At 37.7% G+C, this 25,814-nt stretch carries 24 protein-coding genes; 20 read left to right on the top strand and 4 right to left on the bottom strand.

The window, feature by feature from the left end; all coding sequences use genetic code 11:
• The first annotated feature begins 39 nt into the window (after positions 1 to 39).
• From DWZ63_RS00215 to DWZ63_RS00255, 9 genes are all read left to right on the top strand, one after another.
• Entirely contained in the window at positions 40 to 300 is a 261-nt protein-coding gene (locus DWZ63_RS00215; protein WP_022014735.1) for an IreB family regulatory phosphoprotein, read from the top strand.
• Between the two features lie 371 nt (positions 301 to 671).
• Positions 672 to 1,109 carry a Holliday junction resolvase RuvX gene (gene ruvX / locus DWZ63_RS00220; protein ID WP_022014736.1) on the top strand — a complete coding sequence of 146 codons (438 nt, stop codon included), beginning with the start codon at positions 672 to 674 and terminating at the stop codon, positions 1,107 to 1,109.
• A 19-nt stretch (positions 1,110 to 1,128) separates the two neighbouring features.
• Positions 1,129 to 1,401 carry a DUF1292 domain-containing protein gene (locus tag DWZ63_RS00225; protein WP_118498148.1) on the top strand — a complete coding sequence of 91 codons (273 nt, stop codon included), beginning with the start codon at positions 1,129 to 1,131 and terminating at the stop codon, positions 1,399 to 1,401.
• 214 nt (positions 1,402 to 1,615) lie between these two features.
• On the top strand, positions 1,616 to 3,253 hold the full coding sequence (locus DWZ63_RS00230) for a ribonuclease J (RefSeq protein ID WP_055945594.1): 1,638 nt from the start codon (positions 1,616 to 1,618) through the stop codon (positions 3,251 to 3,253).
• Positions 3,254 to 3,338: 85 nt separating this feature from the next.
• Positions 3,339 to 3,680: a YlbF family regulator gene (locus DWZ63_RS00235; RefSeq protein ID WP_022014739.1), complete on the top strand. Its 342-nt coding sequence runs from the start codon at positions 3,339 to 3,341 to the stop codon at positions 3,678 to 3,680.
• A 2-nt stretch (positions 3,681 to 3,682) separates the two neighbouring features.
• A complete protein-coding gene (locus DWZ63_RS00240; protein ID WP_022014740.1) occupies positions 3,683 to 4,072 on the top strand; it encodes an endolytic transglycosylase MltG in 390 nt (129 codons plus the stop codon).
• Positions 4,073 to 4,089: 17 nt separating this feature from the next.
• The gene (locus tag DWZ63_RS00245; protein WP_022014741.1) at positions 4,090 to 4,761 is read left to right on the top strand and encodes an O-methyltransferase; all 672 of its coding nucleotides are present in this window, start codon (positions 4,090 to 4,092) and stop codon (positions 4,759 to 4,761) included.
• Positions 4,762 to 4,881: 120 nt separating this feature from the next.
• Positions 4,882 to 6,123 (top strand): U32 family peptidase, encoded by a 1,242-nt coding sequence (locus tag DWZ63_RS00250; protein ID WP_022014742.1) that lies wholly within the window; start codon positions 4,882 to 4,884, stop codon positions 6,121 to 6,123.
• Positions 6,124 to 6,263: 140 nt separating this feature from the next.
• Positions 6,264 to 7,721: an alpha-L-fucosidase gene (locus DWZ63_RS00255; RefSeq protein WP_022014743.1), complete on the top strand. Its 1,458-nt coding sequence runs from the start codon at positions 6,264 to 6,266 to the stop codon at positions 7,719 to 7,721.
• Between the two features lie 173 nt (positions 7,722 to 7,894).
• On the opposite strand, the gene DWZ63_RS00260 is transcribed toward DWZ63_RS00255, so the two are convergent.
• Positions 7,895 to 8,095, bottom strand: a complete 201-nt coding sequence (locus DWZ63_RS00260) for a cold shock domain-containing protein (protein WP_022014744.1) — start codon at positions 8,093 to 8,095, stop codon at positions 7,895 to 7,897.
• Between the two features lie 176 nt (positions 8,096 to 8,271).
• Positions 8,272 to 10,116 carry an ABC-F family ATP-binding cassette domain-containing protein gene (locus DWZ63_RS00265; RefSeq protein ID WP_022014745.1) on the bottom strand — a complete coding sequence of 615 codons (1,845 nt, stop codon included), beginning with the start codon at positions 10,114 to 10,116 and terminating at the stop codon, positions 8,272 to 8,274.
• A gap of 264 nt (positions 10,117 to 10,380) precedes the next feature.
• Between DWZ63_RS00265 and DWZ63_RS00270 the strand changes: the two genes are divergently transcribed.
• From DWZ63_RS00270 to DWZ63_RS00305, 8 genes are all read left to right on the top strand, one after another.
• Entirely contained in the window at positions 10,381 to 10,803 is a 423-nt protein-coding gene (locus tag DWZ63_RS00270) for a thioesterase family protein (RefSeq protein WP_022014746.1), read from the top strand.
• Between the two features lie 90 nt (positions 10,804 to 10,893).
• Positions 10,894 to 12,738: an aryl-sulfate sulfotransferase gene (locus DWZ63_RS00275; RefSeq protein ID WP_022014747.1), complete on the top strand. Its 1,845-nt coding sequence runs from the start codon at positions 10,894 to 10,896 to the stop codon at positions 12,736 to 12,738.
• Positions 12,739 to 12,940: 202 nt separating this feature from the next.
• A complete protein-coding gene (gene fsa, locus DWZ63_RS00280) occupies positions 12,941 to 13,600 on the top strand; it encodes a fructose-6-phosphate aldolase (RefSeq protein ID WP_022014748.1) in 660 nt (219 codons plus the stop codon).
• Between the two features lie 210 nt (positions 13,601 to 13,810).
• Positions 13,811 to 14,641: a transketolase gene (locus DWZ63_RS00285; protein ID WP_022014749.1), complete on the top strand. Its 831-nt coding sequence runs from the start codon at positions 13,811 to 13,813 to the stop codon at positions 14,639 to 14,641.
• A gap of 17 nt (positions 14,642 to 14,658) precedes the next feature.
• Positions 14,659 to 15,600, top strand: a complete 942-nt coding sequence (locus DWZ63_RS00290) for a transketolase family protein (protein ID WP_022014750.1) — start codon at positions 14,659 to 14,661, stop codon at positions 15,598 to 15,600.
• Between the two features lie 271 nt (positions 15,601 to 15,871).
• Positions 15,872 to 16,369: an energy coupling factor transporter S component ThiW gene (gene thiW, locus DWZ63_RS00295; RefSeq protein ID WP_055943964.1), complete on the top strand. Its 498-nt coding sequence runs from the start codon at positions 15,872 to 15,874 to the stop codon at positions 16,367 to 16,369.
• Positions 16,370 to 16,408: 39 nt separating this feature from the next.
• Complete coding sequence (locus DWZ63_RS15580) at positions 16,409 to 17,605, top strand: hydroxyethylthiazole kinase (RefSeq protein WP_055943961.1); 1,197 nt, start codon at positions 16,409 to 16,411, stop codon at positions 17,603 to 17,605.
• Positions 17,606 to 17,607: 2 nt separating this feature from the next.
• Positions 17,608 to 18,885 carry a glycosyltransferase family 2 protein gene (locus DWZ63_RS00305; protein ID WP_055943958.1) on the top strand — a complete coding sequence of 426 codons (1,278 nt, stop codon included), beginning with the start codon at positions 17,608 to 17,610 and terminating at the stop codon, positions 18,883 to 18,885.
• Positions 18,886 to 19,155: 270 nt separating this feature from the next.
• On the opposite strand, the gene pdxT is transcribed toward DWZ63_RS00305, so the two are convergent.
• Complete coding sequence (gene pdxT, locus DWZ63_RS00310) at positions 19,156 to 19,740, bottom strand: pyridoxal 5'-phosphate synthase glutaminase subunit PdxT (RefSeq protein ID WP_022014754.1); 585 nt, start codon at positions 19,738 to 19,740, stop codon at positions 19,156 to 19,158.
• A gap of 69 nt (positions 19,741 to 19,809) precedes the next feature.
• Positions 19,810 to 20,682: a pyridoxal 5'-phosphate synthase lyase subunit PdxS gene (gene pdxS / locus DWZ63_RS00315; RefSeq protein WP_022014755.1), complete on the bottom strand. Its 873-nt coding sequence runs from the start codon at positions 20,680 to 20,682 to the stop codon at positions 19,810 to 19,812.
• 251 nt (positions 20,683 to 20,933) lie between these two features.
• On the opposite strand from pdxS, the gene DWZ63_RS00320 reads away from it, so the two are divergent.
• The 3 genes from DWZ63_RS00320 to argS all read left to right on the top strand — a co-directional run bounded on the left by DWZ63_RS00320 (position 20,934) and on the right by argS (position 25,778).
• Positions 20,934 to 22,427 (top strand): PLP-dependent aminotransferase family protein, encoded by a 1,494-nt coding sequence (locus DWZ63_RS00320; protein ID WP_118498461.1) that lies wholly within the window; start codon positions 20,934 to 20,936, stop codon positions 22,425 to 22,427.
• 138 nt (positions 22,428 to 22,565) lie between these two features.
• Entirely contained in the window at positions 22,566 to 24,005 is a 1,440-nt protein-coding gene (locus DWZ63_RS00325) for a 3-phosphoshikimate 1-carboxyvinyltransferase (protein WP_118498150.1), read from the top strand.
• Positions 24,006 to 24,011: 6 nt separating this feature from the next.
• Complete coding sequence (gene argS / locus DWZ63_RS00330; RefSeq protein WP_055943951.1) at positions 24,012 to 25,778, top strand: arginine--tRNA ligase; 1,767 nt, start codon at positions 24,012 to 24,014, stop codon at positions 25,776 to 25,778.
• Positions 25,779 to 25,814 lie beyond the last annotated feature (36 nt).

Raw genomic sequence — 25,814 nt, forward strand, 5'->3', positions numbered from 1 at the left:
TATTTTGAACGTGAAAAGAAATGGAGGGCAGTTGCCTTTATGCAGGAAATAAACAATACACAATATTTTAAAGTACAGAAAGACCAGGTAATAGAAGTTAAAGATGTTATAGCAAGAGTATATGAAGCTCTTACAGAAAAGGGGTACAACCCTGTAAACCAGATAGTCGGTTATGTCATGAGTGGAGATCCGACATATATCACAAGCCACAAGGGTGCCAGAAGTCTTATCAGGCGTGTAGAGAGAGATGAGATAATCGAGCTTTTGCTGGAGGACTATATAAACAACAACTTTAAGTAAAGTTGTTGTTATTAGAAGTTTCTGCGAAACTTCGTTAAGTATAAGTGCATATAACAGGTACAAGATATTAAAAAGTTTCTGCGTTACTTCGTTAGGAATAAGTGCATATAACAGGTACAAGATATTAAAAAGTTTCTGCGTTACTTCGTTAGGAATAAGTGCATATAACAGGTACAAGATATTAAAAAGTTTCTGCGTTACTTCGTTAGGAATAAGTGCATATAACAGGTACAAGATATTAAAAAGTTTCTGCGAAACTTCGTTCGGTATAAGTGCATATAACAGGTACAAGATATTAAAAAGTTTCTGCAAAGCTTCGTAAAACAGATAATGAGTGCGAATTTATAAAATTGAATATATAGAAAGATTGAATGGGTGAATTTATGAGAATAATGGGTCTTGATTATGGTGCAAAGACGGTTGGTGTTGCGATAAGTGATGAGATGCTTCTTACGGCACAGCCTATCGAAACGATACGGCGCGAGCGACCTGCTAAACTCAGACAGACTCTTGCAAGAATCGAAAGCCTTATGAAAGATTATGATATTGATAAGGTTGTTATCGGTCTGCCTAAAAAACTCAATAATGAGGAGGGTGACCGCTGCGAAAAGACGAGAGAGTTTGGCGAGATGGTGGAGAGAAGAAGTGGTCTTGAGGTTATCTATCAGGATGAGAGGCTTACGACCGTTCAGGCTGACAATGTACTTGCTGAGGGAGGAGTTCGTAAAGAGAACAGAAAGCAGTATATTGACAAGATGGCGGCATCATTGATCTTACAGAGTTATTTAGACGGTTTAGAACGGAATTAATGAAAGGATACAATTAAATATGGAAGAAAACAAGGAAAGCAAAGTTGTTTATTTTACAACAGATGAGGGAGAGGAAGTTCCTTTTTTTGTGGTAGAAGAAACTAAGATAGCAGGTGAAAATTATCTTCTTGTAACGGACAGTGAGGAAGATGAGGCGGATGCATATATATTTAGAGAAGTTTCTGAAAACGAAAACGACAGTTTTTACGAGATGGTCGAAGATGAAGAAAAAATAAATGCACTTTCAAAGGTTTTTGCGGAATTATTAGATGATGTGGACTTTGAAGGTTAGTACAGAAAGGCAGGGAAAAAGATTGAATAGTAATAATAAAAATCCGGAGACAGAAAATTCTCAAAATGAGAATATTGAAGTTGAAGAAAAAGTTGTCAAAAGACCGGGAAGACCAAGAAGAAAGACAACTAATGATAAACCGGCAGCAGTAAAAAGAACACAGACAAGGGGAGCAAAGAAAAAAGAAGATGCACCACTTGGCAAAGGTCTTAAGATAATACCGCTTGGCGGACTTGAACAGATCGGAATGAATATCACGGCATTTGAGTATGATGACAGCATAGTTGTAGTAGACTGCGGGTTATCATTTCCGGAAGATGAAATGCTTGGTATAGACCTTGTTATACCGGATATAACATATCTTAAAGAAAATATAGATAAAGTTAAAGGTTTTGTGATAACACACGGACACGAGGATCATATAGGTGCACTTCCCTATGTGCTTAAAGAGATAAATGTACCTGTATATGCGACAAAGCTGACTATGGGACTTATCGAAAACAAGTTAAAGGAGCATGTTCTTCCAAAACCGGTTAAGAGAAAAGTTGTAAAGTACGGTCAGTCGATAAATCTCGGATGTTTCAGAATAGAATTTATCAGAACGAACCACAGTATATCAGATGCAGCAGCACTTGCGATATTCTCACCGGCAGGAATAGTAGTTCACACCGGAGACTTTAAGGTAGATTATACTCCTGTAAACGGAGAAACTATAGATCTTCAGAGATTTGCGGAACTTGGTAAAAAAGGTGTACTCGCACTTATGTGTGACAGTACAAATGTAATGAAGCCGGGTTACACAATGTCGGAGAGGACAGTGGGAAAGACATTTGATAATATTTTTGCAGACAATGAAAAGCACAGGATTATAGTAGCGACATTTGCTTCAAATGTTGACAGAGTACAGCAGATAATAAATTCAGCCGAAAAATACGGAAGAAAAGTTGTCGTTGAGGGACGAAGTATGGTAAATGTTATCTCAACAGCGGCAGAGCTCGGCTATCTTGATGTTCCTAAAAATATAATTATAGAAATGGAGCAGATGAAGAATTATCCGCCGGAAAAACTTGTACTTATAACAACAGGAAGTCAGGGTGAGGCTATGGCGGCTCTTTCAAGAATGGCAGCAAATCTTCACCGTAAAGTCAGCATAGAGCCGGGAGATACTGTTATATTCAGTTCACGACCAATTCCGGGAAATGAAAAAAATGTATCAAAGGTTATAAACGAACTCGCACAGAAAGGTGCAAAAGTAATCGTACAGGATACTCATGTATCGGGTCATGCTTCGCAGGAGGAGATAAAACTTATATATTCTCTTACAAGACCTAAGTATGCTATTCCGGTTCACGGTGAATATCAGCATCTTAAAGCTCATGCAGAGCTTGCACAGGGGATGGGCATACCAAAGGAAAATACAATAGTTTTATCTTCAGGTGATGTTCTTGAACTCACACAGGAGAGAGCAACACTCATCGGTAAAGTACAGGCACAGGGAATCATGGTTGACGGACTCGGTGTAGGCGATGTTGGAAATATCGTTTTACGAGACAGACAGCATCTTTCAGAAAATGGTCTTATCATTATCGTGCTTACACTTGAAAAATATACAAACCAGCTTCTTGCAGGACCAGATATTGTTTCAAGAGGATTTGTCTATGTAAGGGAGTCAGAGTATCTTATGGATGAAGCAAAGAGTATCGTTTATGCGGCACTTGAGAGATGCCTTGACAATAAGGTTTCAGACTGGAGCAAGATAAAGACAGAGATAAAAGACAGTCTTAGTGATTATCTCTGGAAGAAGATGAAGCGTAATCCAATGATATTACCTATAATCATGGAAGTTGAGTAGATTTTTGTATTGCCCGCATCATAGGTGCGAACGGTAACATTTTTATTGTAGCCTGATTTTAGAGCTGTGGGGAGGAAAAGGTTTTATGAGAGAGATTGAGGATGCTTTAAACACATTGATAGATACTATAAAGTCAACAAAAGAATATAATCAGTATCAGACACTTTTAAATAAAGTAAAAAATGAGCCGGAATTATATGGCAGAATATGTGATTATAGAAGACAGAGCCTCGCCCTGCAGCTTTCGGATAATGAAAATTTTATTCAGGAAAATAATGAGCTGCAGAAACGTTTTTCTGATCTGCTAAATATAGGGCTTTCAAATGAATATTTTGCAGCAGAACATCAATATTGTATGATGATAAGAGAAATTCAGGAGCGTTATCTCGAACAGATAAATATCGAGACTGATTTTTTGGAGGGATAGGTATGGAAAAAAACAAAAAATCAGATCAGGCATTGAAGCTTTTATGCAGAGGTTTACTGCTTCTTGTAAATATACTTGTATTTTTGATTATAATTTTTATACTTTTTCACGCCTGCAGGGCATTTTACAATCTTGGTTATGAGATATATGGGCCTGTTGTGGTGGAGGAAGCACCGGGGACGGATAAAGAGTTTTCCGTGTCAAAAGGTGAATCTATGCATAAAGTTGCGGACACTCTTTATAATAAAGGACTCATAGTAAATAAATATTCATTTTATGCTAGAACAAGATTGATGGACAAGGATGAGATTAAGTTAAAACCTGGAATTTATACATTAAATACGAGCATGGGATATGAGGAGATACTTGACATTCTTACTCAAAGTGAATAAAAAGAGAGGAAAAGATTTTGATCATCGATGAAAGATTATCGACATATATTGATTCAATATCATGGGACATACCAAAATATTTAAAGGAAGTTGAAAAAGCGGCATTAGCTGATGAAGTGCCTATAATAAGGCGTTCGATGCAGTCACTTATATCATTCCTTTTAGAAATGAAAAAACCGAATGCCGTGCTTGAGATAGGTACCGCAGTCGGTTTTTCAAGTATGTTTATGAGTGAATATGTGCCGGAAGATACAATTATAGATACGATAGAAAAAGTTCCGATAAGGATTAAATGTGCTAAAGAAAATTTTGAGAGATACGGGAAGAATGACAGGATAACTTTGTATGAGGGAGATGCGGTTGATGTTCTTAAAAAGCTTGCCGCTGAGGGAAGAAAATATGATTTTATTTTTATGGATGCAGCTAAGGGGCAGTATCTTAATTTCCTTGAACCGGTTCTTGATATGCTTACTGATGATGGACTTTTAGTGACAGACAATGTACTTCAGGATGGAGATATAATACAGTCAAGGTATGCCATCACAAAGCGTGACAGGACGATACACGGCAGGATGAGAGAGTATCTTTATTTTCTGACACATTCGGAAAGGTTTAAGACGGTAGTATTGCCTGTTGGTGATGGGGCGGCTTTGTCACAGGTAATCCGGGCGGACAGAAAAAAAGAATAAGACATGGAAACTGGCAAAATGATGCAGGGATAAAAATAATCTTTGGCATCAGTTGAGAAAAAATCAAACATCATAAGATTTAAAGAAAGGAAAAGCTATAAATTTTAGCAGGGAAAATATATGTTAGCAAATGGAAAACCGGAGCTGCTTGTACCTGCAAGCAGTCTTGATGTTTTAAAGGTTGCCGTTATGTATGGTGCAGATGCAGTATATATCGGCGGAGAAATGTATGGATTAAGGGCAAAGGCAAAGAATTTTTCAAACGAGGATATAAAAGCCGGAATAGAATTTGCACACAAGTACGGAAAAAGAGTATTTATAACGGCAAATATCACGGCACACAACAGAGATCTTGAGGGTGTCAGAAAATATTTTGAGGAATTAAAAGAGATAAATCCTGATGCACTTATAATTTCAGACCCCGGTGTGTTTACCATAGCAAAGGAAGTATGTCCTGAGATTGAAATTCACATAAGCACACAGGCAAATAATGTAAATTATGCCGATTATCTTTTCTGGCAGAGATTAGGTGCAAAGAGAGTTGTTTCGGCGAGAGAGCTTTCCGTAAAAGAGATTAAGGAGATAAGAGCAAATATTCCTGATGACTTAGAAATAGAAACGTTTGTTCATGGTGCAATGTGTATCTCATATTCGGGAAGATGTCTTTTGAGCAATTATTTTACGGGCAGGGATGCAAATCTCGGAGCCTGCACACACCCTTGCAGATGGAAATATCATATTGTTGAGGAGAGCAGACCGGGTGAGTATCTCCCTATCGAAGAAAATGAGAGAGGAACATATATCTTTAATTCAAAAGACCTCTGCATGATAGAACATATTCCTGACCTTGTAGATGCGGGTATCGACAGTTTCAAGATAGAGGGACGAATGAAAACAGCATTATATGTTGCAGATGTTGCAAGAACATATCGTCAGGCGATTGACGATTATTTTGAGTCACCAAAGCTTTATGAGTCAAAGAAAGAATATTATATGGAAGAAATCTCAAAATGTACTTACAGACAGTTCACAACAGGATTTTTCTATGGACCTACTACTCATGAGACTCAGATATATGACAATAACACATATGTAAGGGGATATGTATTTTTAGGAATAATAAGGGATATTGATAAAGAAGGATATGCACTTATTGAACAGAAAAATAAATTCTGTGTTGGTGATGAGATAGAGATAATGAAGCCATCGGGTGAAAATGTGATGGTAAAAGTGCTCGACATGAAAAATGAAAAAGGTGAGAAAGTCGAGAGCTGCCCTCATCCGGGAGAACTTGTTAGGATACTTCTGAGCGAGAAACCGGAGATTATGAACCTTATTCGAGTTAAAGAAGAGAGCAAATAAATTTAATATAAAATATTTTGAATTATTTATGTAGTATGGCAGGCTGTATAAGGTGTAAGATAATATTTGGAATAGTGTCTGTGCACACTTGACACAAACTTGATAGGCACAAAAAAGCATGTGCAGAAATGAGGAGTTGAATGACAATACAGGAAAAATATTTAAAGATTGTTGACGAAGTAATAGAAAAAGGACCTTATAAGCCTGACTGGGTTTCCTTGTCTGAATATGAAGCACCAAAGTGGTTCAGGGATGCAAAGTTTGGAATTTTTATCCACTGGGGACTCTTCAGTGTTCCTGCCTTCAACAATGAATGGTATTCAAGAAATATGTATATTCAGGATATGGAGGAGTGGAAACACCACAGAGAAACTTTCGGTGAGCATACAAAGTTTGGATATAAGGACTTTATACCAATGTTTACTGCACCAAAGTTTGACCCTAAAGAGTGGGTTAAATTGTTCAAAAAAGCAGGGGCAAAATATATTATGCCTGTTGCCGAGCACCACGACGGATTTCAGATGTATGACAGTGAGATAAGTGAGTGGACAAGCGTAAAAAAGGCTATGAGAAGGGATGTCTTAGGAGAACTTAAAGAGGCAATACAGGATGAGGGACTTGTTTTCTGCGAGTCAAATCATCGAGTTGAGCACGCTTTCTTTATGGGACATGGCTGCGAGTTTGAGAGTGATATAAAACAGCCTATGAAACTTGGTGACTTTTACTGGCCGGCAATGCCTGAACCTGACAATCAGGATCTTTTCAGTCCTGCACCTCCAAAGGAATTTCTTGAGGACTGGCTTGCAAGAAACTGTGAGCTTGTTGAAAAATACAAGCCGTCAATGGTCTATTTTGACTGGTGGATACAACATGATTCAGTAAAAGAGTATTTAAAGAAATTTGCCGCATATTATTATAATCGTGCAGAGGAATGGAACATGAAAGTAGGTATTTCATACAAGCATGATGCAATGATGCTGGGAACGGGAATACTTGATATGGAGAGAGGTCACTTTTCAGAAGCAAAGCCATTCTACTGGCAGGCTGACACATCAATGGCATTTAATTCATGGTGTTATACTGAGCAGAACAGATTTAAGAAATCAAGTGATATTTTGCAGGATCTTGTTGATATTGTCAGCAAGAACGGCTGCCTCTTACTCAATGTAGGACCGAAAGCAGATGGAACCATCTGTGATGAAGAAATAAAGATAATGGAAGAAATCGGAGAGTGGATGGATGTAAACGGTGAAGCAATATATGGAACTCATCCGTGGAGAGTGCAGGAGGAGGGAAGTACCGAGGTAGTAGAGGGAATGTTCTCGGAGGAGGGCAGAAAAGACTTTACATCTGAGGATATAAGATTTACCTGTAAGGCGGACTGCATCTACATAATCCCTATGAAGCAGAATGGAGAGGACATAATCGTAAAGAGCATGGGAGAAAACAGCAAAGACTTCCACGGTATCATTGAAGAATTTACCGTACTCGGTTATGATGAGCAGCCTGAGTTTATCAGGGAAGATGACAGAATGATAATAAAAGCTCCATTTGTAAAGAGTGATAAGCCGGTTGTCTATAGAATGAGACTTAAATAGTTTTGAACCTAACATCATAATATTAAAAAGGAACTGTCGCATCATCAGCGGCAGCTCCTTTTTAATGTCTCATTATAATCTTGTCAAAAAATCAAAAATATTAAAATAAATTTTGTTTATCTATAAAAATAAGAATGGATCCATGCTTCGATTATAATAAATGTAAAGATGAATTAGCCAATCTTTACAACATTTGAAGCCTGTGGTCCTTTTTCGCCGTTTACTACGTCAAATTCCACTTCTTCACCTTCGTCAAGAACTTTGAAACCATCCATCTGAAGTGCTGAGTAATGTACAAATACATCCTTGCCTGTCTCATCTGAAATGAAACCAAAACCCTTTTTTGCGTTAAACCACTTAACTGTACCCTTCATTGTACTGCCTCCTAAAACTTTAAAAAATATTTGTGTCATGCCGTGGGCGGCACGACTTGGGCTGTCAGAGGATTTATATACCCGCCGACACATTAAATCTATCATATAAAATGATTAGTGTCAACGCATTTTTACACTGTAATGCTTTATTTTACCGCAAAAACGGCATCTGTTGTTCACGCGTTGCCGGCTATTTTATCTGCAAGTTCTTCAAGATACATCCAGCGATCCATTTTGTGTTCAAGCTCTTTTTGCAATTCCTCTTTTTTGGCTGATAATTCTCCGAGTTTGACAAAATCATTTGCAGCTTTTAACATTTCATTGTCAGTATCTTCAATCTGCTGTTCAAGTGTTGCAATATCGTTTTCTATCGTTTCAAATTCCTTTTCTTCTTTATAAGACATTTTAAGTTTTTTTGTCTGACCGTCTTTCCAGTTATCTTTTGTCACTTTAGGTTTGTCTGTTTCCTCTGCTGTATCGTCATCAGGTGAATTTTTCTCAGATGAAGAAATGCCTGCATCAGTTACATCAAGTTTATGTGTTGTGTGATTGAGATAATCTGTGTAACCGCCCTCATACTGCTTTATCGTGCCGTTTTCAAAGCAGAATATCCTTGAAACGACCCTGTCAAGGAAATAGCGGTCATGCGAGACCGTGATTACGATTCCCTCAAAAGAATCGAGATAATCTTCAAGTCGTGTGAGAGTAGCTATATCAAGGTCGTTAGTAGGCTCGTCGAGTATAAGTATATTAGGTGCTTCCATAAGTATTCTAAGAAGATATAACCGTCTTTTTTCACCGCCCGACAGTTTGCCGATAATGGAATACTGCTGGTCGGGCGGGAATAAGAATCTTTCGAGCATTACGGATGCTGATACAGTGCCGTCTTTCGTATGTATCACTTCGCCGCCCTCTCTTACATAGTCAATAACTCTTAAAGACTCGTCCATCGCTTCATTTTCCTGCGAGAAATAGCCTATTTTTACGGTCTGACCGATGGTGACGATACCGGAATCAGGAGTGACATTTCCGGTGATGATGTTCATAAGTGTTGATTTGCCGCAGCCATTTGGACCGATGATACCTACACGGTCATTTCTTAAAAAGAAATATGTAAAATCGGAAATTACAGGGATGTTGTCATATGATTTTGAGATATGTTCAAGTTCTATCGTTGTCTTTCCAAGTCTTGACGAAGCTGAACTTATCTCTATGGTGCTGTCAGTGGCAGGGGCTTTCATGTCACGAAGATTTTCATATCTCTGTATGTGAGCTTTCTGTTTTGTGGAACGCGCTCTTGCACCACGCATCATCCATGCAATCTCGGTTTTTAACAGACTTTGTCTTTTTCTCTCGGTTGCATTTGCGATTTCTTCTCTCTGTGCCTTTCGCTCAAGAAATCCAAGATAATTACATTCGTAGCTGTAGAGTTTTCCTTTGTCTATCTCAACGATGCGGTTTACAACAGTATCAAGAAAATATCTGTCATGTGTTATCATAATGAGTGCACCGCGGTATTTTTTCAGATAATCCTCAAGCCATTCGTTCATTGCACTGTCAAGGTGGTTTGTTGGCTCATCAAGAATAAGTATATCAGCCGGTGTGAGAAGTGTTCTGATAAGAGCAATTCTTTTGCGCTGGCCTCCGGAGAGTTCCTCTATCGGCTGGGTATGATTTTTAAAACCGAGTTTGTTCATCATATTTTTTGCCTGTGGTTCGTAATTTGCCGGAGAATCAGCTATATCCTTTTTTAGCGGAAGTGCTGCTTCAAGAGCAGTTATTTTGTTTGCAAATTCAGGTTTCTGTGAAAGGTAGCCTATTCTTAAGTTTCGCCCCATCGTTATCTTTCCACTGTCAGGCTCAACAATTCCGGCGAGTATTTTAAGCAGAGTTGATTTGCCTGTTCCGTTTATTCCTATAATACCGACTTTTTCGTTTTCTCCCAGACTAAATGAAGTATCATCGAGTAAAAGCCTTTCGGTATATGAATGTGTGAGATGTTCTGCCGTAATAAGATTCATAAAATCCTCATTTCCGTGTACTGAGTGATTATTGTTTATGTTTTTGGTTAAAGACAGCCGTAAATTTTTTAGAAAAGCCGTCACAAAACAATAATCGGTAATGCACACTTGTTAATAGTTTATAAATGTATGTCCTTTGTTATTGCAAAGCAACTTTTAATAAGTTATAATTATAATAGGTATGGATAAGTAAAGCAACAACTATTTGTTATTGTCAGCACTGCGGGTGCAAAAGAAAACCATTATTTTGGGAGGCAGTAAGTTATGGATGAAAAGGGTACTGTGTATGAGCACACAATAAATTATTATGAGACTGACAGAATGGGGATAGTACATCATTCTAATTATATACGCTTTTTTGAAGAAGCGAGAATAGATTATCTAAAGAAAATAGGACTTGATTATAAAAAAGTCGAGGATATGGGACTTATAATGCCTGTGCTTGGAGTAGAGTGTAAATATATTAAACCGCTTCATTTTGGAGATAAAGCAATTATAAGCTCAAGACTTGTAAAATATAATGGTATGAAATTAAGTGTGGAGTACAATATTACAAATGAGGCTGGGGAGCTTGTCACAACGGGAAAAAGTGAGCATTGTCTGCTTGATGCGGATATGAAACCAGTCAATATAAAAAGAAATTATCCTGATATATATAAAAGATTAAAAGAAGAGGTTGATTTATAAAGATTGCTTAGTATTAGATTAGGTGCTGCCATTTGCGGCTATAGCATGACCGGCAGAAATTAAGTTTTAGAGAAATGAGGGCATACAAAGATGAAGAAAAAATTGATGACGATATTGATCACAAGTATAGTTATGCTTGCAGGTATGGGAATATTCGTATGGAAAATGAGTGACATATCAAACGGACTTAGTGGCGAAGATAAGGCAAAGATAAAAGAAGAAAAAGACCTGCTTGCCGATCAACATGGAAAGGCAATAGATGATGTAAAGCAGCTTGATATAAACAATCTTTATCTGTCAGGACGACATAAAAATGTGGTTACGATAAATTATAAATCAATTAAAGATGTTTATAATCAGAGCAATTCAGCAAGAGCTGAGGAGAATATCACAAATATCAAAAAGAAAGCAAAAGATTATACGCCTGAAGATGCACTGTGGGCATATAATCCTTATGGAACAAATTATTGTTCTATGTATGTGTATTTTAAGACGGATGGAAGATGTTATTGTAAATATACGATTTCCGTTAAAGACCGCAAAATTCCTGATTTTACGAGAACACTTATAGCAGACGGCAGCGGCAATGTATCAACAGAGCATGAATATCAGCTTATAGGTCTTGTTCCGGGAATGAGAAATTACATAACATTAAAGCTGTACAACAGAAAAGACCAGTTATCAAAAAGTATAGTATATGCGGTAGATATACCTAAGAGTGCTACACAGGCGAAAACAAGAATTTCAACATGTGATGGAAGAAGCAGACAGGAAATAAGCAATGGTCTTTATACGGTATTTGGTAATGGAAGGACGACAGCACAAAAATCAGTAAAGATTGTTACAAAAAAAGTTACAAAGAATGGCAAAAAAGTAACAAAGCGTGTCAAAAAGACAGTTACAAAGAAAGTCAGAAAAAATGTTATTGCAATGTATGACAACTCAGGAGTTTTAAGGAGTGAGATGCCGCTTGAAGCTAATGTGGCAAAAAATATGCAGATAATATATGACAATATTGTTTATCCGTGTTCAGCAAATAAATTTACAAGGATAAATGATCTCGGTCAGGTTACAAGAATTTATCAGGTAAACGGATATAAGCAGGATGGAGAGTTTGCTTATGACGGTTATGGAAATATATATTTTATAGCTAGTGCACTCGGAAAAAAGACTTCAAGAAACAGCAGGATAATGAGCCTTGAGCTTGAGACGGGAAAAGTAAGTCTTGCACTTGATTTTGATAATTTTCTTTCAGAGATGTATAAAAAATCCGGTAAAAAGGCAAACTGGATAGATATAAATTCAGTTCAGGTCTGCGGAACGAACAAACTTATTATAAGTTCAAAATCGCTGTCAAGTATATTTAAGGTCAGCAATGTGGGAAGTCTGCTTCCAAAGCTTGATTACATTATTGCCGATAAGGACATATGGGCAAAATGTAAAAATCTTAAGAAAAAAGTTCTTAAGAAATATTCTAAAGATGATGCAGATGAGTCGGCAACTGCAGATCCTTCAGCAACAGACGATACTGACAGTATAGAGTCTATTTTAAATCAGGGAAAGAAAAAGCCTGATCCGTTTAGATCACAGTATGGACAAAATGCACTTACCAGCAATTCGTCAGGCACTCTGATAACAATGTTGAACAATAATGCAGGAAAATATGCAAAGAAATCAAATGATAAGTCATATTATTACCAGTTTAAGGTAAATGAATCTGCAAAAAATTATCGTGTTTCGGAAAAAAAGGCTTTTGAAAAAACATCAAATAATGGCAATATAATAAAAGGAGACAGCAGATATATATATTGCTGCAGTGATAAAGGAAAGTTTATTGAAACTGATTCGGCAGGAAAGCTGATAAAAGGCTTTAAAACCGGCGGCAGACCTTACAGGGTATATAAGAATGACTGGAAAAACTTCTGGTTTTATTGATTTTTTCTGTAAAATATATGTTAAAGGTTATAAGCCGGCTGAGGAGAAAATGCGGCAAATTAAAATTTTGTCAAATGAATTTAATCATATCGTTGACCTTAGGTAGTAAAAGTTGTATAATCACATTAACAAACTCGTTTAGAGTTTTATATAATAATTTAAAAAAAAATAAACAATGATATTTTAAGGAGGAAATAAGAGTATGAAATTTTTCGTAGACACAGCAAAGATTGAGGACATTAAGAAAGCCAATGATATGGGAGTTATCTGTGGTGTAACAACAAATCCGTCACTTATCGCAAAAGAGGGTGGAAAGAGCCAGGAAGAAGTTTTAAAAGAAATCGCTGAAATCGTTGACGGACCTATCAGTGGAGAGGTTAAAGCTACAACAGTAGATGCAGAGGGAATGATTAAAGAAGGAAGAGAAATTGCAAAACTTCACAAGAACATGATCGTTAAGATTCCTATGACAGTTGAAGGTCTTAAGGCAACAAAAGTTCTTTCAAGTGAGGGAATTAAATGTAATGTAACACTTATCTTCTCAGCAAACCAGGCACTTCTTGCAGCAAGAGCAGGTGCAGCTTATGTTTCACCATTCCTCGGCCGTCTTGATGATATTTCAACACCTGGTATCGATCTTATCCAGAGCATTGCAGATATTTTTGCAAACTATCCTGAGATTAAGACAGAGATAATTGCAGCAAGCGTTCGTAACCCTATCCATGTAACAGACTGTGCACTTGCAGGTGCAGACATTGCAACAGTTCCTTACAGTGTAATAGAACAGATGACAAAGCATCCTCTTACAGATCAGGGTATTGAAAAATTCCAGAAGGACTACATAGCTGTTTTTGGTAAATAGTAAGCTGAGAATACCGGAAGTGACAGCATAGCTGTCTTTGGTAAATAGTAAGCTGAGAATACCGGAAATGACAGCATAGCTGTTTTTGGAGAATAAAGCATGAAAATAAATTTTCATGCACAAGATTTGTGCTTTGCACAAACTTGAAAGTGCCGTAATAACAGATTGAGTATGGCATATAAAAATAATTTTGAGAGAAAGGAAGATATCATGGATATTTTAGCATTAAAGAAAACTGCAAATGAAGTCCGCAAGGGCATTGTTACAGCAGTACACAGCGCAAAATCAGGACATCCGGGTGGATCTTTATCTGCAGCAGACCTCTTAACATATTTATATTTTGAGGAGATGAATATCGACCCTAAAGATCCTAAGAAAGCAGACAGAGATCGTTTCGTTTTATCAAAAGGTCATATCGCACCAGGTTTATATTCAACACTTGCACAGAGAGGATTTTTCCCAGTTGAAGATTTAAAGACACTCCGTCATGTAGGTTCATATCTTCAGGGGCATCCTGACATGAAGCATATTCCGGGCGTTGATATGTCAAGCGGTTCACTCGGACAGGGTATATCAGCAGCAGTTGGTATGGCTCTTTCAGCAAAGCTTGATGATGCATCATACAGAGTATATACACTTCTTGGTGATGGTGAGATTCAGGAAGGACAGGTCTGGGAGGCTTCTATGTTTGCCGGAGCAAGAAAACTTGATAATCTTTGTGTTATTGTTGATAATAACGGACTTCAGATTGACGGAAAGATTGAGGATGTTTGTTCACCATATCCTATTACAGACAAGTTTAAGGCATTTAATTTCAATGTTATTGAGATTGATGCACACGATTTTGAACAGATTGCAGATGCATTTAAGAAAGCAAGAGAAACTAAAGGAATGCCTACGGCTATCATTATGAAGAGTGTGAAAGGTAAAGGTGTATCTTTCATGGAGAACAATGTAAGCTGGCATGGTACAGCTCCAAATGATGAGCAGTATGCACAGGCAATGGCTGACCTTGAAAAAATCGGTGAGGGCTTGAAATAAGCAGATAGGAGGAAAAAATGGCAGAAGTAAAGAAAATTGCTACAAGAGAAAGCTATGGTAATGCTTTGACAGAGCTTGCAGAGCAGTATCCAAATCTTGTTGTACTTGATGCTGACTTAGCAGCAGCAACAAAGACAGGTATCTTCAAGAAAGCTTATCCTGAAAGACATATAGATTGTGGTATTGCTGAGTGTAACATGATGGGTATTGCGGCAGGACTTGCAACAACAGGAAAAATCCCATTTGTAAGTTCATTTGCAATGTTTGCAGCAGGACGTGCTTTTGAGCAGGTTCGCAACTCAGTAGGATATCCGAAACTCAATGTAAAGATTGGTGCAACTCATGCAGGAATTTCAGTAGGTGAAGACGGTGCGACACATCAGTGTTGTGAAGACCTTGCACTTATGCGTACAATTCCGGGAATGGTAGTTATGAATCCATCAGATGATGTTGAAGCAAAAGCAGCAGTAAAGGCAGCACTTGACCATGAAGGTCCGGTATATATCCGTTTCGGAAGACTTGCCGTACCTGTAATAAACGACAGACCTGATTACAAATTTGAACTTGGAAAAGGTGTTGTTCTCCGCGAAGGAAAAGATGTAACACTTGTTGCAACAGGACTTGAGGTTTCTGAGACACTTGCGGCAGCAGAAAAACTTGCAGCAGATGGAATTGATGCGAAAGTTATCAATATTCATACTATCAAACCTCTCGATGAGGAACTCATAGTTGCGGCTGCTAAGGAGACAGGAAAAGTTGTTACTATTGAGGAACACTCTGTTATTGGTGGACTTGGAAGTGCAGTATGTGATTGTCTCAGTGCAAAAGCACCAACTAAGGTTCTTAAGATTGGTGTAAATGATACTTACGGCGAGTCTGGTCCTGCAGTAGAACTTATCAAGAAATACGGTCTTGACAGTGAAGGTATCTACGCAAAAGTTAAAGAATTTATGGCTTAATATAATTGGTGTACGGGCTCAATGATACATTAAGTACATTTATGTTTACAGTCTAAAAATATATTTACAAGTAAATATATACACTCTCAAAGTGAATACCCTAAAGGTTGTTATTTATTCAATGGTTTGACAGTGACTGCCAGACTTGTGTAAATGAGTAAATTTTGTATTAAACCCGAAAAAGTATTGCTTTGGGAGTGTTTTTTTGAGGGATAAATGACTCGTTTTGAGGAGATACCGAGAGTACATATAATAAGAAAAGAGGATAAAAATGAAATCAAAAACAACAAAGAAACTAGCTATGGCAGGTGTTTTTACGGCTCTTGCGGTGGTGGGAAGTATGCTTAGTGTGCCTGTTGCATCAAGTAAGTGTGCACCTGTTCAGCACATGATAAATATTTTGTCGGCGGTTCTTTTAGGACCCGGTTACAGTGTTGGTATTGCTTTTGTGGCAAGTTTGCTCAGAAATATCTTAGGGCTTGGAAGTTTTCTTGCATTTCCGGGAAGTATGGTCGGTGCTTTATGCTGTGGTCTTGTCTATAAATTTTCAAAAAAGGTGCTTCCTACCTGTGTTGCCGAGGCATTTGGAACAGGTGTGCTTGGTGGAATAGCGGCTTATCCGGTGGCAAAATATGCGATGGGACTTCAGGATATAGGAATGTTTGTGTATGTTGTTCCGTTTCTTATATCAACTGTAGCAGGAAGTATTCTTGCATTTGTACTTGTGACTGCACTTAAAAAGAGTGGAGTGACGGAGTTTTTTGAGTAGATGTGATGAACATATTGTATAAAAATAAGGAAGTTTATTATGATGATAGATGAAAAGTCTAAAGACTCAGATAATGAAAAAAATAAATTTGGTGAAAAGTTTAAGAAAGATGAGGCGAAGAATGATACTACAAAAAGTGGCAGTATCAAAAGCAGTGTCATAAAGAGCAAACGAGCCCTGGAAAATATAGTAAATGAAAATATCGGGTATATAAAAAGCACAGCTCCAAATGTGCACTGCCTTACAAATGTTGTGACTATGCAGGATGTTGCAAATATGCTGCTTGCAGCAGGTGGAAGTGCGATAATGGCACAGGACATAAAGGAAATGGAGGAGATAACGCAGATTACATCGGCAACGCTTTTAAATATGGGAGTGCCGTCTGATGAAAAGATAGCGGCATATATTGCGGCAGGAAAATTTGCAAATAAACTCGGACATCCGGTGATATTTGACCCTGTCGGAGTCGGTGCAAGTAATTATAGAAAAAAATGTGCAAAGGACATACTTGCAAATGTGCACCCTGACATAATAAGATGTAACCAGGAAGAGGCAAAGATTTTGCTTGAATTTAAAAATTTTGGCAGAGAAGCAAAGAATTTATTTGATTTTGAAAAACTTAACATAGAAGAAGCAGATTTTAGCACTAAAGAAAGATTAAAGAGTGATTTTTCTGAAAATAAAATAGGGTTGTCAGAAGATAAAGAAAATATAAAAATCAAATCAAACGGAGTGGAGAGTAGTATAAAACTGTCGGAGGAGGAACAGGAAAGAGCAGCAATGGCTCTTGCCGGTAAATATAATACGGTTGCTTTTATAAGTGGAAATATTGACATTATCTCCGATGGGGAAAATGTGTTAAAAATAGATGGTGGGGACAGCAGGATGAGAAAAGTCAGCGGAACGGGATGTATGCTGTCTGCTCTCTGTGCATTGTTTGCAGCGGGGGCATATTTGTCTCATGTATCTGCGGCGGGCGATAGGAGCAAAATTCAATTTGCAGAAACAGCGGACAATAAAACAGAAACTGGAATAAATGGAAGTAAATATGACAGAAAACATGGATTAAGTGAGAAGTATTTTTATACGGCATACTCAGCAGGAAAAGTCTGGAAAGAAACAGCAAAGAATACCGGTGTTTCGACCGATATAAAAAGTGTAGGGAAAGGTACTATAGGCACATATCACAGTTTGTTATTTAATGAACTGGAAGGAATAATCGGAAAGGGGATATAATATTGAAGAAAATAGGTATAGTAATATGTAATTTTAATAAAGTTGACAAGGTGCTTGAATGTATTCAGTGTATCCTTGAAAATAAATTTACTGATTATGATCTGTATGTGGTTGACAATGCGTCAACAGATGGTGCACCGGAGGCTATTAAGGAAAAATACGGTGATAAGGTAAGACTTATTGTAAATAAAGAAAATCTTGGTGGTTCGGGCGGATTTAATACAGGACTTCGTGCGGCATACAAAGAGGGATATGAATATCTTATGTGTGTTGACAATGATGCGATGCTCGATGAAAATGCAATAGGAAATCTATATGAATTTCTTGAGGAGCATGACGAAGTGGGTATGGCGGCATCAAAGATATATCATCTTGAAGCACCTGATTATATTCAGCAGTTCGGACAGACGATAGATTTTGAATATTTCTGTACGGATGTACCTCATCTTGATATGTATGAGGATGGATCCATGCCTGATTATCTTTATGTAGACAGTGTAGCTGCCTGCTCGCTTATGATAAGAAGAAGCACGATAGATAAGATTGGATTTATGCCTGAAGAAAATTTTCTTTACTGGGATGATACGGAGTGGTGTTATCTTTGCAATAAGTCAGGAATGAAAGTGGCATCTGTAGGAACATCAAAAGCACTTCATGCAATGGGGGCAAAAAAGGAAACTGTAAACACATTTCCTACATATTATGCGTGGAGAAACTGGATAAATTTCTTTGTAAAGTACACAACTGAAAAAGACCTAGACAGAATGACAGACACATTTTTAAATTCAATGTTCCAGATAGTATATGAGGGACTTCACAATGGCGAATACAACCGGGCAAAAACGGTAATGCTCGCATACGATGATGCCATTCATGGAATTACCGGAAAAGCAGGTGAAAACAGAATATTTGAACTTGATTTCAATGAGAAGCCTTTCAGGGAACTTTTTGAAAGTGCAGACAGTTTTTATATAAATGAAAATGAACATTCCGTAATGGCAGAGAGAGTAAGAATTCTTGCAAAGAATTTGGGATATGACATAAAGTGGTGCGAAAAAGCGGCGGCTGGTGTAAAAGAGATAGTCATATGTGATAATATATTTGATATAGACGACCTTTCAGGAGAAAAGATTTACATAGATATAAATGACTGCATATTGAGAACGGAAGATGATATGCTTGATGTGATAAATTATAATTACAGTAAGCGCAGTTTTGTATTTGCCAATAAGCCGGTGTTTATGCAGAAAGTCAGGGAGTTGAGAAAACAGGATGCATGATTATAGATGGATGTAATATTTTAACATCAAAATTGTGGGCGGAATTATTTCAGGTGTATATATTTTTGTATTAAGATAATATGTATAGAAATATACTAAGTGAGAGATTGTGTATCATAAAAACAAATGGGTTTGAGTGGGGAGAATTTTAATAATTTTACAGTTTTAATAAAAGCTGCCTGTTAAAATTAAAACAAGCAGCTTTTTAATTTGCAACATAAAGTGTATTTTATTTATTGAGTATAGATGATTTTACATTATATCTCAAATTTATGCTTGTGCAACAGTGGGACTTTCACACATTTTCAAAAATCTTTCATGAATTTTCGTACTCTCATCAAGTTCAGGATGGAAAGAGATGGCAATTTGATTTTTATATTCAACTCCTACGATATTGTCATTGACAACAGCCGTTACATCGACTTCCGGTTTTGCCTCGGCAACAAAGGGTGCGCGTATAAAAGTCATCGGGATTTCACCAAGTCCCTCATAATCACTTTCCGTATAAAAACTTCCGAGCTGTCTGCCGTAAGCATTTCTTTTAACTGTGATAGGAAGTGTTGAGAGGTGTTTAGTGTCATCATCTTCAATATCCTTAGCAAGAAGAATCATACCGGCACAAGTGGCGAGAACGGGAAGACCATCCTCAATCTGTTCTTTTATATTCTCAAACATATCCAGCTCTCTTAAAAGTTTTCCCTGAACCGTACTCTCACCGCCGGGAAGAATGATACCGTCAAGTTTGGTATCAAGGTCAGATTTCTGACGAAGCTCCGTATAATCAACACCAAGTTTATCAAGTACCTTTTCATGCTCAATAAAAGCACCCTGTAAAGCTAAGACTCCAATATTCATAGCCGTATCCCTCTTTTCTGATTTTCAAATTTATTTAGTGAAAAAATTTGCGTATATGATTTTTTCTCCTTATTTACCTCTTTCAGCCATAAGAAGTGCAATTTCCTGTTCATTGATACCGACCATTGCTTCTCCTAAATCCTCTGAAAGTTCTGCTATAAGTTTTGCATCTGTATAGTTTGTTACTGCCTTTACGATAGCAGCGGCTCTTTTTGCAGGATTTCCTGATTTGAATATACCGGAACCTACGAATACACCTTCAGCACCAAGCTGCATCATAAGTGCTGCATCAGCAGGAGTAGCAACACCGCCGGCTGCGAAGTTTACAACAGGAAGTTTACCGTTCTCGTGAACATACTCTACAAGTTCATAAGGTACCTGATACTGTTTTGCTGCTTCAAAAAGTTCATCTTCTCTAAGGCTTGTGAGCTTTCTTATTGCACTGTTCATCATACGCATATGTCTTACTGCCTGAACGATGTCACCTGTTCCCGGTTCACCTTTTGTTCTAATCATAGATGCGCCTTCGTTGATTCTTCTGAGTGCCTCGCCAAGGTCTTTTGCTCCACATACGAAAGGAACTTTGAAATCTCTCTTATTGATATGGTAAACATCATCGGCTGGCGATAATACTTCGCTTTCATCTATGTAATCAATCTCAATGGCTTCAAGTACCTGGGCTTCTGCAAAGTGACCAATACGGCATTTTGCCATTACAGGGATTGAAACTGCTTCCTGAATACCTTTTATCATTTTAGGGTCACTCATTCTTGAAACACCACCGGCTGCTCTTATGTCAGCAGGGATTCTCTCAAGTGCCATAACAGCACAGGCACCGGCTTCCTGTGCAATCTTTGCCTGTTCAGGAGTAGTTACATCCATGATAACTCCACCTTTTAACATTTGTGCAAGTTCTTTATTAAGTTCATATCTTTTATTCATCGTTTTTCCTCCAAATTTCTTAAATGTTTATTTTAAATTTGTATGATGTTAGCAGGATTGCGAAAATTGCGTAGCAATGAAGCAATCCTGAGCATCAGTTAGGGTCAAAATACCTTTTGCCCCCAACAGCTTTGTATTAAAATGTAATATTCTTTACATTCAGCATACACAAGATTATAATAGTATCTGGATATAAAAAAATCGTCAAAATAAACATATTCAAAAAGGTCAGTTTGAAAGGATTAACAGATATGCTTACATATTCATTTGCAGATATAGGTTCAGATTCACTTTATGAACATTTATATAAATGTATCAAAAATGATATAAAAAAAGGGGTCTTGGAGAAAAATGAAAAACTTCCGTCAAAGAGAAGTCTTGCAAAAAATCTGGGTATAAGCGTCATTACGGTTGAGAATGCATATGCCCAGTTGCTTGCCGAGGGATATATATATTCGATTTCCAAAAAAGGCTATTATGTTTCTGATATTAAAAGTGGTTATATCTGGGACAGTAGTGCAATGGAAAATGAGAGGGAAAAGACTTCTATTAAAAATGGTGTTGAGCATATAAATCTTGTGAAAGAAAAAATGTGTGACAGGATTGATGAGGAATTTGCAATTTCACAGGCTCGGACAGAGGGAAGATATATTGCGGATTTTACAAAAAACAGAATGATTTCCGATATGTTTCCTTTTACCATATGGACAAAACTGATAAGGCAGGTTTTATCAGAACAGCAAAATGCACTTATGACAAATCCACCAAGTGGTGGTGCTATGGAGCTTAGAAGGGCAATAGCAAAGCATCTTAAGGAGTTCAGGGGAATGATAGTTGCCCCCGAACAGATAATAGTCGGAGCGGGTACTGAGTATCTTTATGGTCTTATCATACAGCTTCTTGGAATGGACAAGAAATATGGTGTTGAAGATCCCGGATACGATAAGATTTCAAAAATTTACAGGTGTCACGGTGTAAAACAGGATTATATAGGAATGGATGAGTACGGTGTTATTCCATCGCAGATAAGTGAAAAAAAGATAGACATACTTCATATCACACCGTCGCATCATTTCCCGACAGGAATAGTAATGCCGATAAGCAGGAGATATGAACTTTTAGGATGGGCAAATCAGGATGAAGAAAGATATATAATAGAAGATGATTATGACAGTGAGCTTAGGCTGAACGGACAGCCAATACCTGCATTGCAAAGTATAGATGTGTCGGAGAAAGTCATCTACATAAATACATTTACAAAAACACTTTCGTCAACAGTCAGAATTAGTTATATGGTACTGCCGGAAAAATTGTTGGATAAATTTTATAAAACGCTGTTTTTCTATTCATGTACAGTGTCAAATTTTGAACAGTACACGCTTGCAAAGTTTATAGACGAGGGGTGTTTTGAGAAGCATATAAACAGAATGAGAAAATATTATTCGGACAAGCGAAAAAAACTGTTTTTGGCTATAAAGAAAAGTAAACTCAACAAATATGTTACAGTGCATGAAGAGGATGCAGGGCTGCAGTTTTTGATGGAGATAAAAACGAAATACAGTGATGAAGAATTTGTAAGACGGGCAGCAAAAGAGGGGATAAAAATGTCACCGCTGTCGGGCTTTTACCATCTGAAAGAAAACAGAACAGAGCATATATTTGTGATGAATTATCTCGGTGTCGAAGAGAGTAATATAGAAAAAACGGTGGAGAAATTATGTAAGATAATAGCTATAAAGAAATAATTTGACTAAATCTTTGCTGTATCGTACACTATAAGATAGCAATTTCTAATAAATAAAAATGATGTGAGGATTAAAAATTTATTTGGAAAATATTAATAATGCAATACATTAAACATCATAAAAACAAGGATTAAGATAATGACAAGTTACAAAGTAAAAAAATATTTAAAAGAAGATATAGTGGCAGAAGTTCCAGGTTCAAAAAGCATGACAAACAGGGCACTTCTGCTCGCTGCGATGGCAGACGGAACATCGAGGCTTGAGGGAGCAGCGTTTAGTGAGGACTCGGTTCACTTTTTAAAGGCACTTGAAAGTATGGGATTTAAAGTTGAAGCTGATGAGAAAAGGTGCACTGTCATAATCGAGGGGCATGGAGGAAATATTCCAAATAAAACTGCCGGGATATATGTGGGCAGTGCAGGAACTGCGGCAAGGTTTCTTACGGCTTTTACGGCAATGGGGGATGGTGAGTATGTGCTTGATTCGTCAGACCAGATGAGAAAAAGGCCTATGCGTGAACTGCTTGAGGCACTTGAAAGTCTTGGGGCAGAGTTTACATGGCTCGGTGAAGAATATACTTTCCCAATGAAAGTAAGAGGTATTTTATATGGAAGAAATCCTGTCGGAGATGTTAAAGAAAAAGCTGAGATATATTCGGATGAACCTGAAAAAAACAGGACTGATATATCAGGAAAAGTAAAATTAAATAATGATAAGGCAGATGAACCTAAGAAAAAATTATTAAATATAGAAAGAATAAATGAGCCTAAGGCTGTTGCTCTAAACATAGACAGGAGCAGTCAGTTTTTAAGTGCACTTTTGATGGTCTTACCGATTGCATTTGATGATGTTACTATTAAAATGACAGGGACGAGAGAGGCAAGGTCATATGTTGAGATGACTGAGCAGATGATGAAACAGTTTGGGCATAGGGGTGTTGAAAAACTTGAAAATGACAGCTACCGTGTAAGAGGTGGAGATTATATTGCAAGAGATTATGATATAGAGCCTGATGTATCGGCGGCGTGTTATTTTTATGCACTTGCGGCGGCGACAGGAAAGTGGGCTATGGTTAAGCGTATGCGTAAAGAGTCGCTTCAGGGTGACATGAAGTTTATAAAACTGCTTGAAAAGATGGGATGCACTGTAAGCTGGGAGCGTGATGGCAGACAAAATCTCTGGCTTAAGGGACCTGACGGTAAGTTAAAAGGAATGGAAGTTAAAATGTCAGATTTTTCAGACCAGGCTCTTACGCTTGCGGCGATAGCACCTTTTGCTGACTCGGAAGTTACTATAACGGGGATAGCACATATAAGAGGTCAGGAATCCGACAGGATAAAAGTTATTGTTGACGAACTGGCTAAGATGGGGATATTATGTAATGAACTGCCTGACGGTGTAAAGATACATCCCGATACACCTAAAAACACAAATATAGAGACATATAATGACCACAGAGTTGCAATGTCATTTGCGGTTACCGGACTTGCAGGTGATGGAATGACAATATTAAATCCTATGTGCTGTAAAAAGACATTTGCGGGATTTTTTGATGAAATAGACAGATTGGAGGAATAAATTTTAATGAAAAAAGTAATCGAGATATTACAGGAAGAACTTAGTGCTGCTTTTGAAAAAGCGGGCTATGATAAGAAATATGCAAAGGTTGGTGTTTCAAACAGACCTGATCTTTGCCAGTATCAGTGTAACGGAGCGCTTGCGGCAGCTAAAGAGTACCACAAAGCTCCTATACAGATGGCAAATGAAGTTGTTGAATTTTTAAAAGACAGTGAAAGTTTTAAGGAGATAGCTGCACAGGCACCAGGATTTATAAATATGAGTGTAAGTGACAGATTTCTTGCTGATTACATAAATAAGATGGCGGCATCAGAGACACTCGGTCTTGATAAAGCCGAAAATCCGGAAACAATAGTTATCGACTACGGCGGAGCAAATGTTGCAAAACCACTCCATGTGGGGCATCTTCGCTCAGCAGTTATCGGTGAGAGCATAAAGAGAACGGCGCGTTATCTTGGACATAAGGTAATCGGTGATGTTCATCTTGGAGACTGGGGACTTCAGATAGGTCTTATCATTACAGAGTTAAAACACCGCAAACCTGAACTTGTATATTTTGATGAGAGTTTTGACGGGGAATATCCTACAGAGCCTCCATTTACAATGTCTGACCTCGAGGAGATATATCCTTATGCATCAGGTTATTCAAAAGAGCATCCGGAGTATAAAGAGGAAGCACAGACAGCAACAGCCGAACTCCAGTCGGGAAGAAAAGGTTATCTTGCACTCTGGCAGCACATTATCAATGTGTCTGTTGCAGATTTAAAGAAGATTTATACAAAGTTAAATGTAGAGTTTGACCTCTGGAAGAAAGAGTCTGATGCACAGCCATATATTCCACAGATGGTGCAGGATATGAAAGACGGTGGATATGCACACATCGATCAGGGGGCACTTGTCGTTGATGTAAAAGAGGAGACTGACACAAAAGAAATACCACCTTGTATGATTCTTAAATCAAACGGAGCAACTCTTTACAATACAACTGACCTTGCGACTATCGTTGAGAGACGCAGACTTTTTGATCCTGATGAGATAATCTATGTAGTTGATAAGAGACAGTCGCTTTACTTCGAGCAGGTATTCAGATGTGCGAGAAAGACAAAGATAATCGGTGAAGATGTAAAACTTGAGTTCGTAGGATTCGGTACTATGAACGGCAAGGACGGCAAACCATTTAAGACTCGTGACGGCGGAGTGTTAAGGCTTGAAAAACTTCTTGAAGATGTAAATGAACAGGTACTTGACAAGATGAAAGACAGGGATATGGACAAGGATATGATAGATGATGCGGCAGCTAAGATAAGCCTTGCAGCCATCAAATACGGTGACTTAAGCAATCAGGCATCAAAAGATTATATATTCGATGTTGACAGATTTACATCATTTGAGGGAAATACAGGACCATATATCTTATATACGATAGTCCGCACAAAATCACTTCTTGCAAAAGTAAAAGCACAGAATATAACTGTTGATGAAAAATCAGCTATTGAGCCTGCTGACAGCAAATCTGAGACAGATGTGATGCTCGCCCTCACAAAGTGGTCAGAGACAGTAAACGCTGCATTTGAGGAGCACGCACCGCACAAGATATGCCAGTTCGTATATGAACTTTCAGATACATTCAATAAGTTCTATCATGAAAATAAGATAGTGACAAATGAAAATGAAAAGCAGAGAGACTCATATATAAAACTCAGTGCATTGGTTGGAAAAGTTCTTGAAACAGCTATCGATCTTTTAGGACTTGAAGCACCTGAGAGAATGTAAAAAAATTAAATTTATAAATTAAAATGTAACTATGAT

The sequence above is a fragment of the Clostridium sp. AF34-13 genome (assembly GCF_003477845.1).
Classification (GTDB): domain Bacteria; phylum Bacillota; class Clostridia; order Lachnospirales; family Lachnospiraceae; genus Butyribacter; species Butyribacter intestini.

Bases quoted from the DNA above. Each gene is read 5' to 3' on its own strand.
- DWZ63_RS00215 (WP_022014735.1), top strand. From the start codon at position 40: ATGCAGGAAATAAACAATACACAATATTTTAAAGTACAGAAAGACCAG.
- ruvX (WP_022014736.1), top strand. From the start codon at position 672: ATGGGTGAATTTATGAGAATAATGGGTCTTGATTATGGTGCAAAGACG.
- DWZ63_RS00225 (WP_118498148.1), top strand. From the start codon at position 1,129: ATGGAAGAAAACAAGGAAAGCAAAGTTGTTTATTTTACAACAGATGAG.
- DWZ63_RS00235 (WP_022014739.1), top strand. From the start codon at position 3,339: ATGAGAGAGATTGAGGATGCTTTAAACACATTGATAGATACTATAAAG.
- DWZ63_RS00240 (WP_022014740.1), top strand. From the start codon at position 3,683: ATGGAAAAAAACAAAAAATCAGATCAGGCATTGAAGCTTTTATGCAGA.
- DWZ63_RS00250 (WP_022014742.1), top strand. From the start codon at position 4,882: ATGTTAGCAAATGGAAAACCGGAGCTGCTTGTACCTGCAAGCAGTCTT.
- DWZ63_RS00255 (WP_022014743.1), top strand. From the start codon at position 6,264: ATGACAATACAGGAAAAATATTTAAAGATTGTTGACGAAGTAATAGAA.
- DWZ63_RS00260 (WP_022014744.1), bottom strand. From the start codon at position 8,095: ATGAAGGGTACAGTTAAGTGGTTTAACGCAAAAAAGGGTTTTGGTTTC.
- DWZ63_RS00265 (WP_022014745.1), bottom strand. From the start codon at position 10,116: ATGAATCTTATTACGGCAGAACATCTCACACATTCATATACCGAAAGG.
- DWZ63_RS00270 (WP_022014746.1), top strand. From the start codon at position 10,381: ATGGATGAAAAGGGTACTGTGTATGAGCACACAATAAATTATTATGAG.
- DWZ63_RS00275 (WP_022014747.1), top strand. From the start codon at position 10,894: ATGAAGAAAAAATTGATGACGATATTGATCACAAGTATAGTTATGCTT.
- fsa (WP_022014748.1), top strand. From the start codon at position 12,941: ATGAAATTTTTCGTAGACACAGCAAAGATTGAGGACATTAAGAAAGCC.
- DWZ63_RS00285 (WP_022014749.1), top strand. From the start codon at position 13,811: ATGGATATTTTAGCATTAAAGAAAACTGCAAATGAAGTCCGCAAGGGC.
- DWZ63_RS00290 (WP_022014750.1), top strand. From the start codon at position 14,659: ATGGCAGAAGTAAAGAAAATTGCTACAAGAGAAAGCTATGGTAATGCT.
- thiW (WP_055943964.1), top strand. From the start codon at position 15,872: ATGAAATCAAAAACAACAAAGAAACTAGCTATGGCAGGTGTTTTTACG.
- DWZ63_RS15580 (WP_055943961.1), top strand. From the start codon at position 16,409: ATGATGATAGATGAAAAGTCTAAAGACTCAGATAATGAAAAAAATAAA.
- pdxT (WP_022014754.1), bottom strand. From the start codon at position 19,740: ATGAATATTGGAGTCTTAGCTTTACAGGGTGCTTTTATTGAGCATGAA.
- pdxS (WP_022014755.1), bottom strand. From the start codon at position 20,682: ATGAATAAAAGATATGAACTTAATAAAGAACTTGCACAAATGTTAAAA.
- DWZ63_RS00320 (WP_118498461.1), top strand. From the start codon at position 20,934: ATGCTTACATATTCATTTGCAGATATAGGTTCAGATTCACTTTATGAA.
- DWZ63_RS00325 (WP_118498150.1), top strand. From the start codon at position 22,566: ATGACAAGTTACAAAGTAAAAAAATATTTAAAAGAAGATATAGTGGCA.
- argS (WP_055943951.1), top strand. From the start codon at position 24,012: ATGAAAAAAGTAATCGAGATATTACAGGAAGAACTTAGTGCTGCTTTT.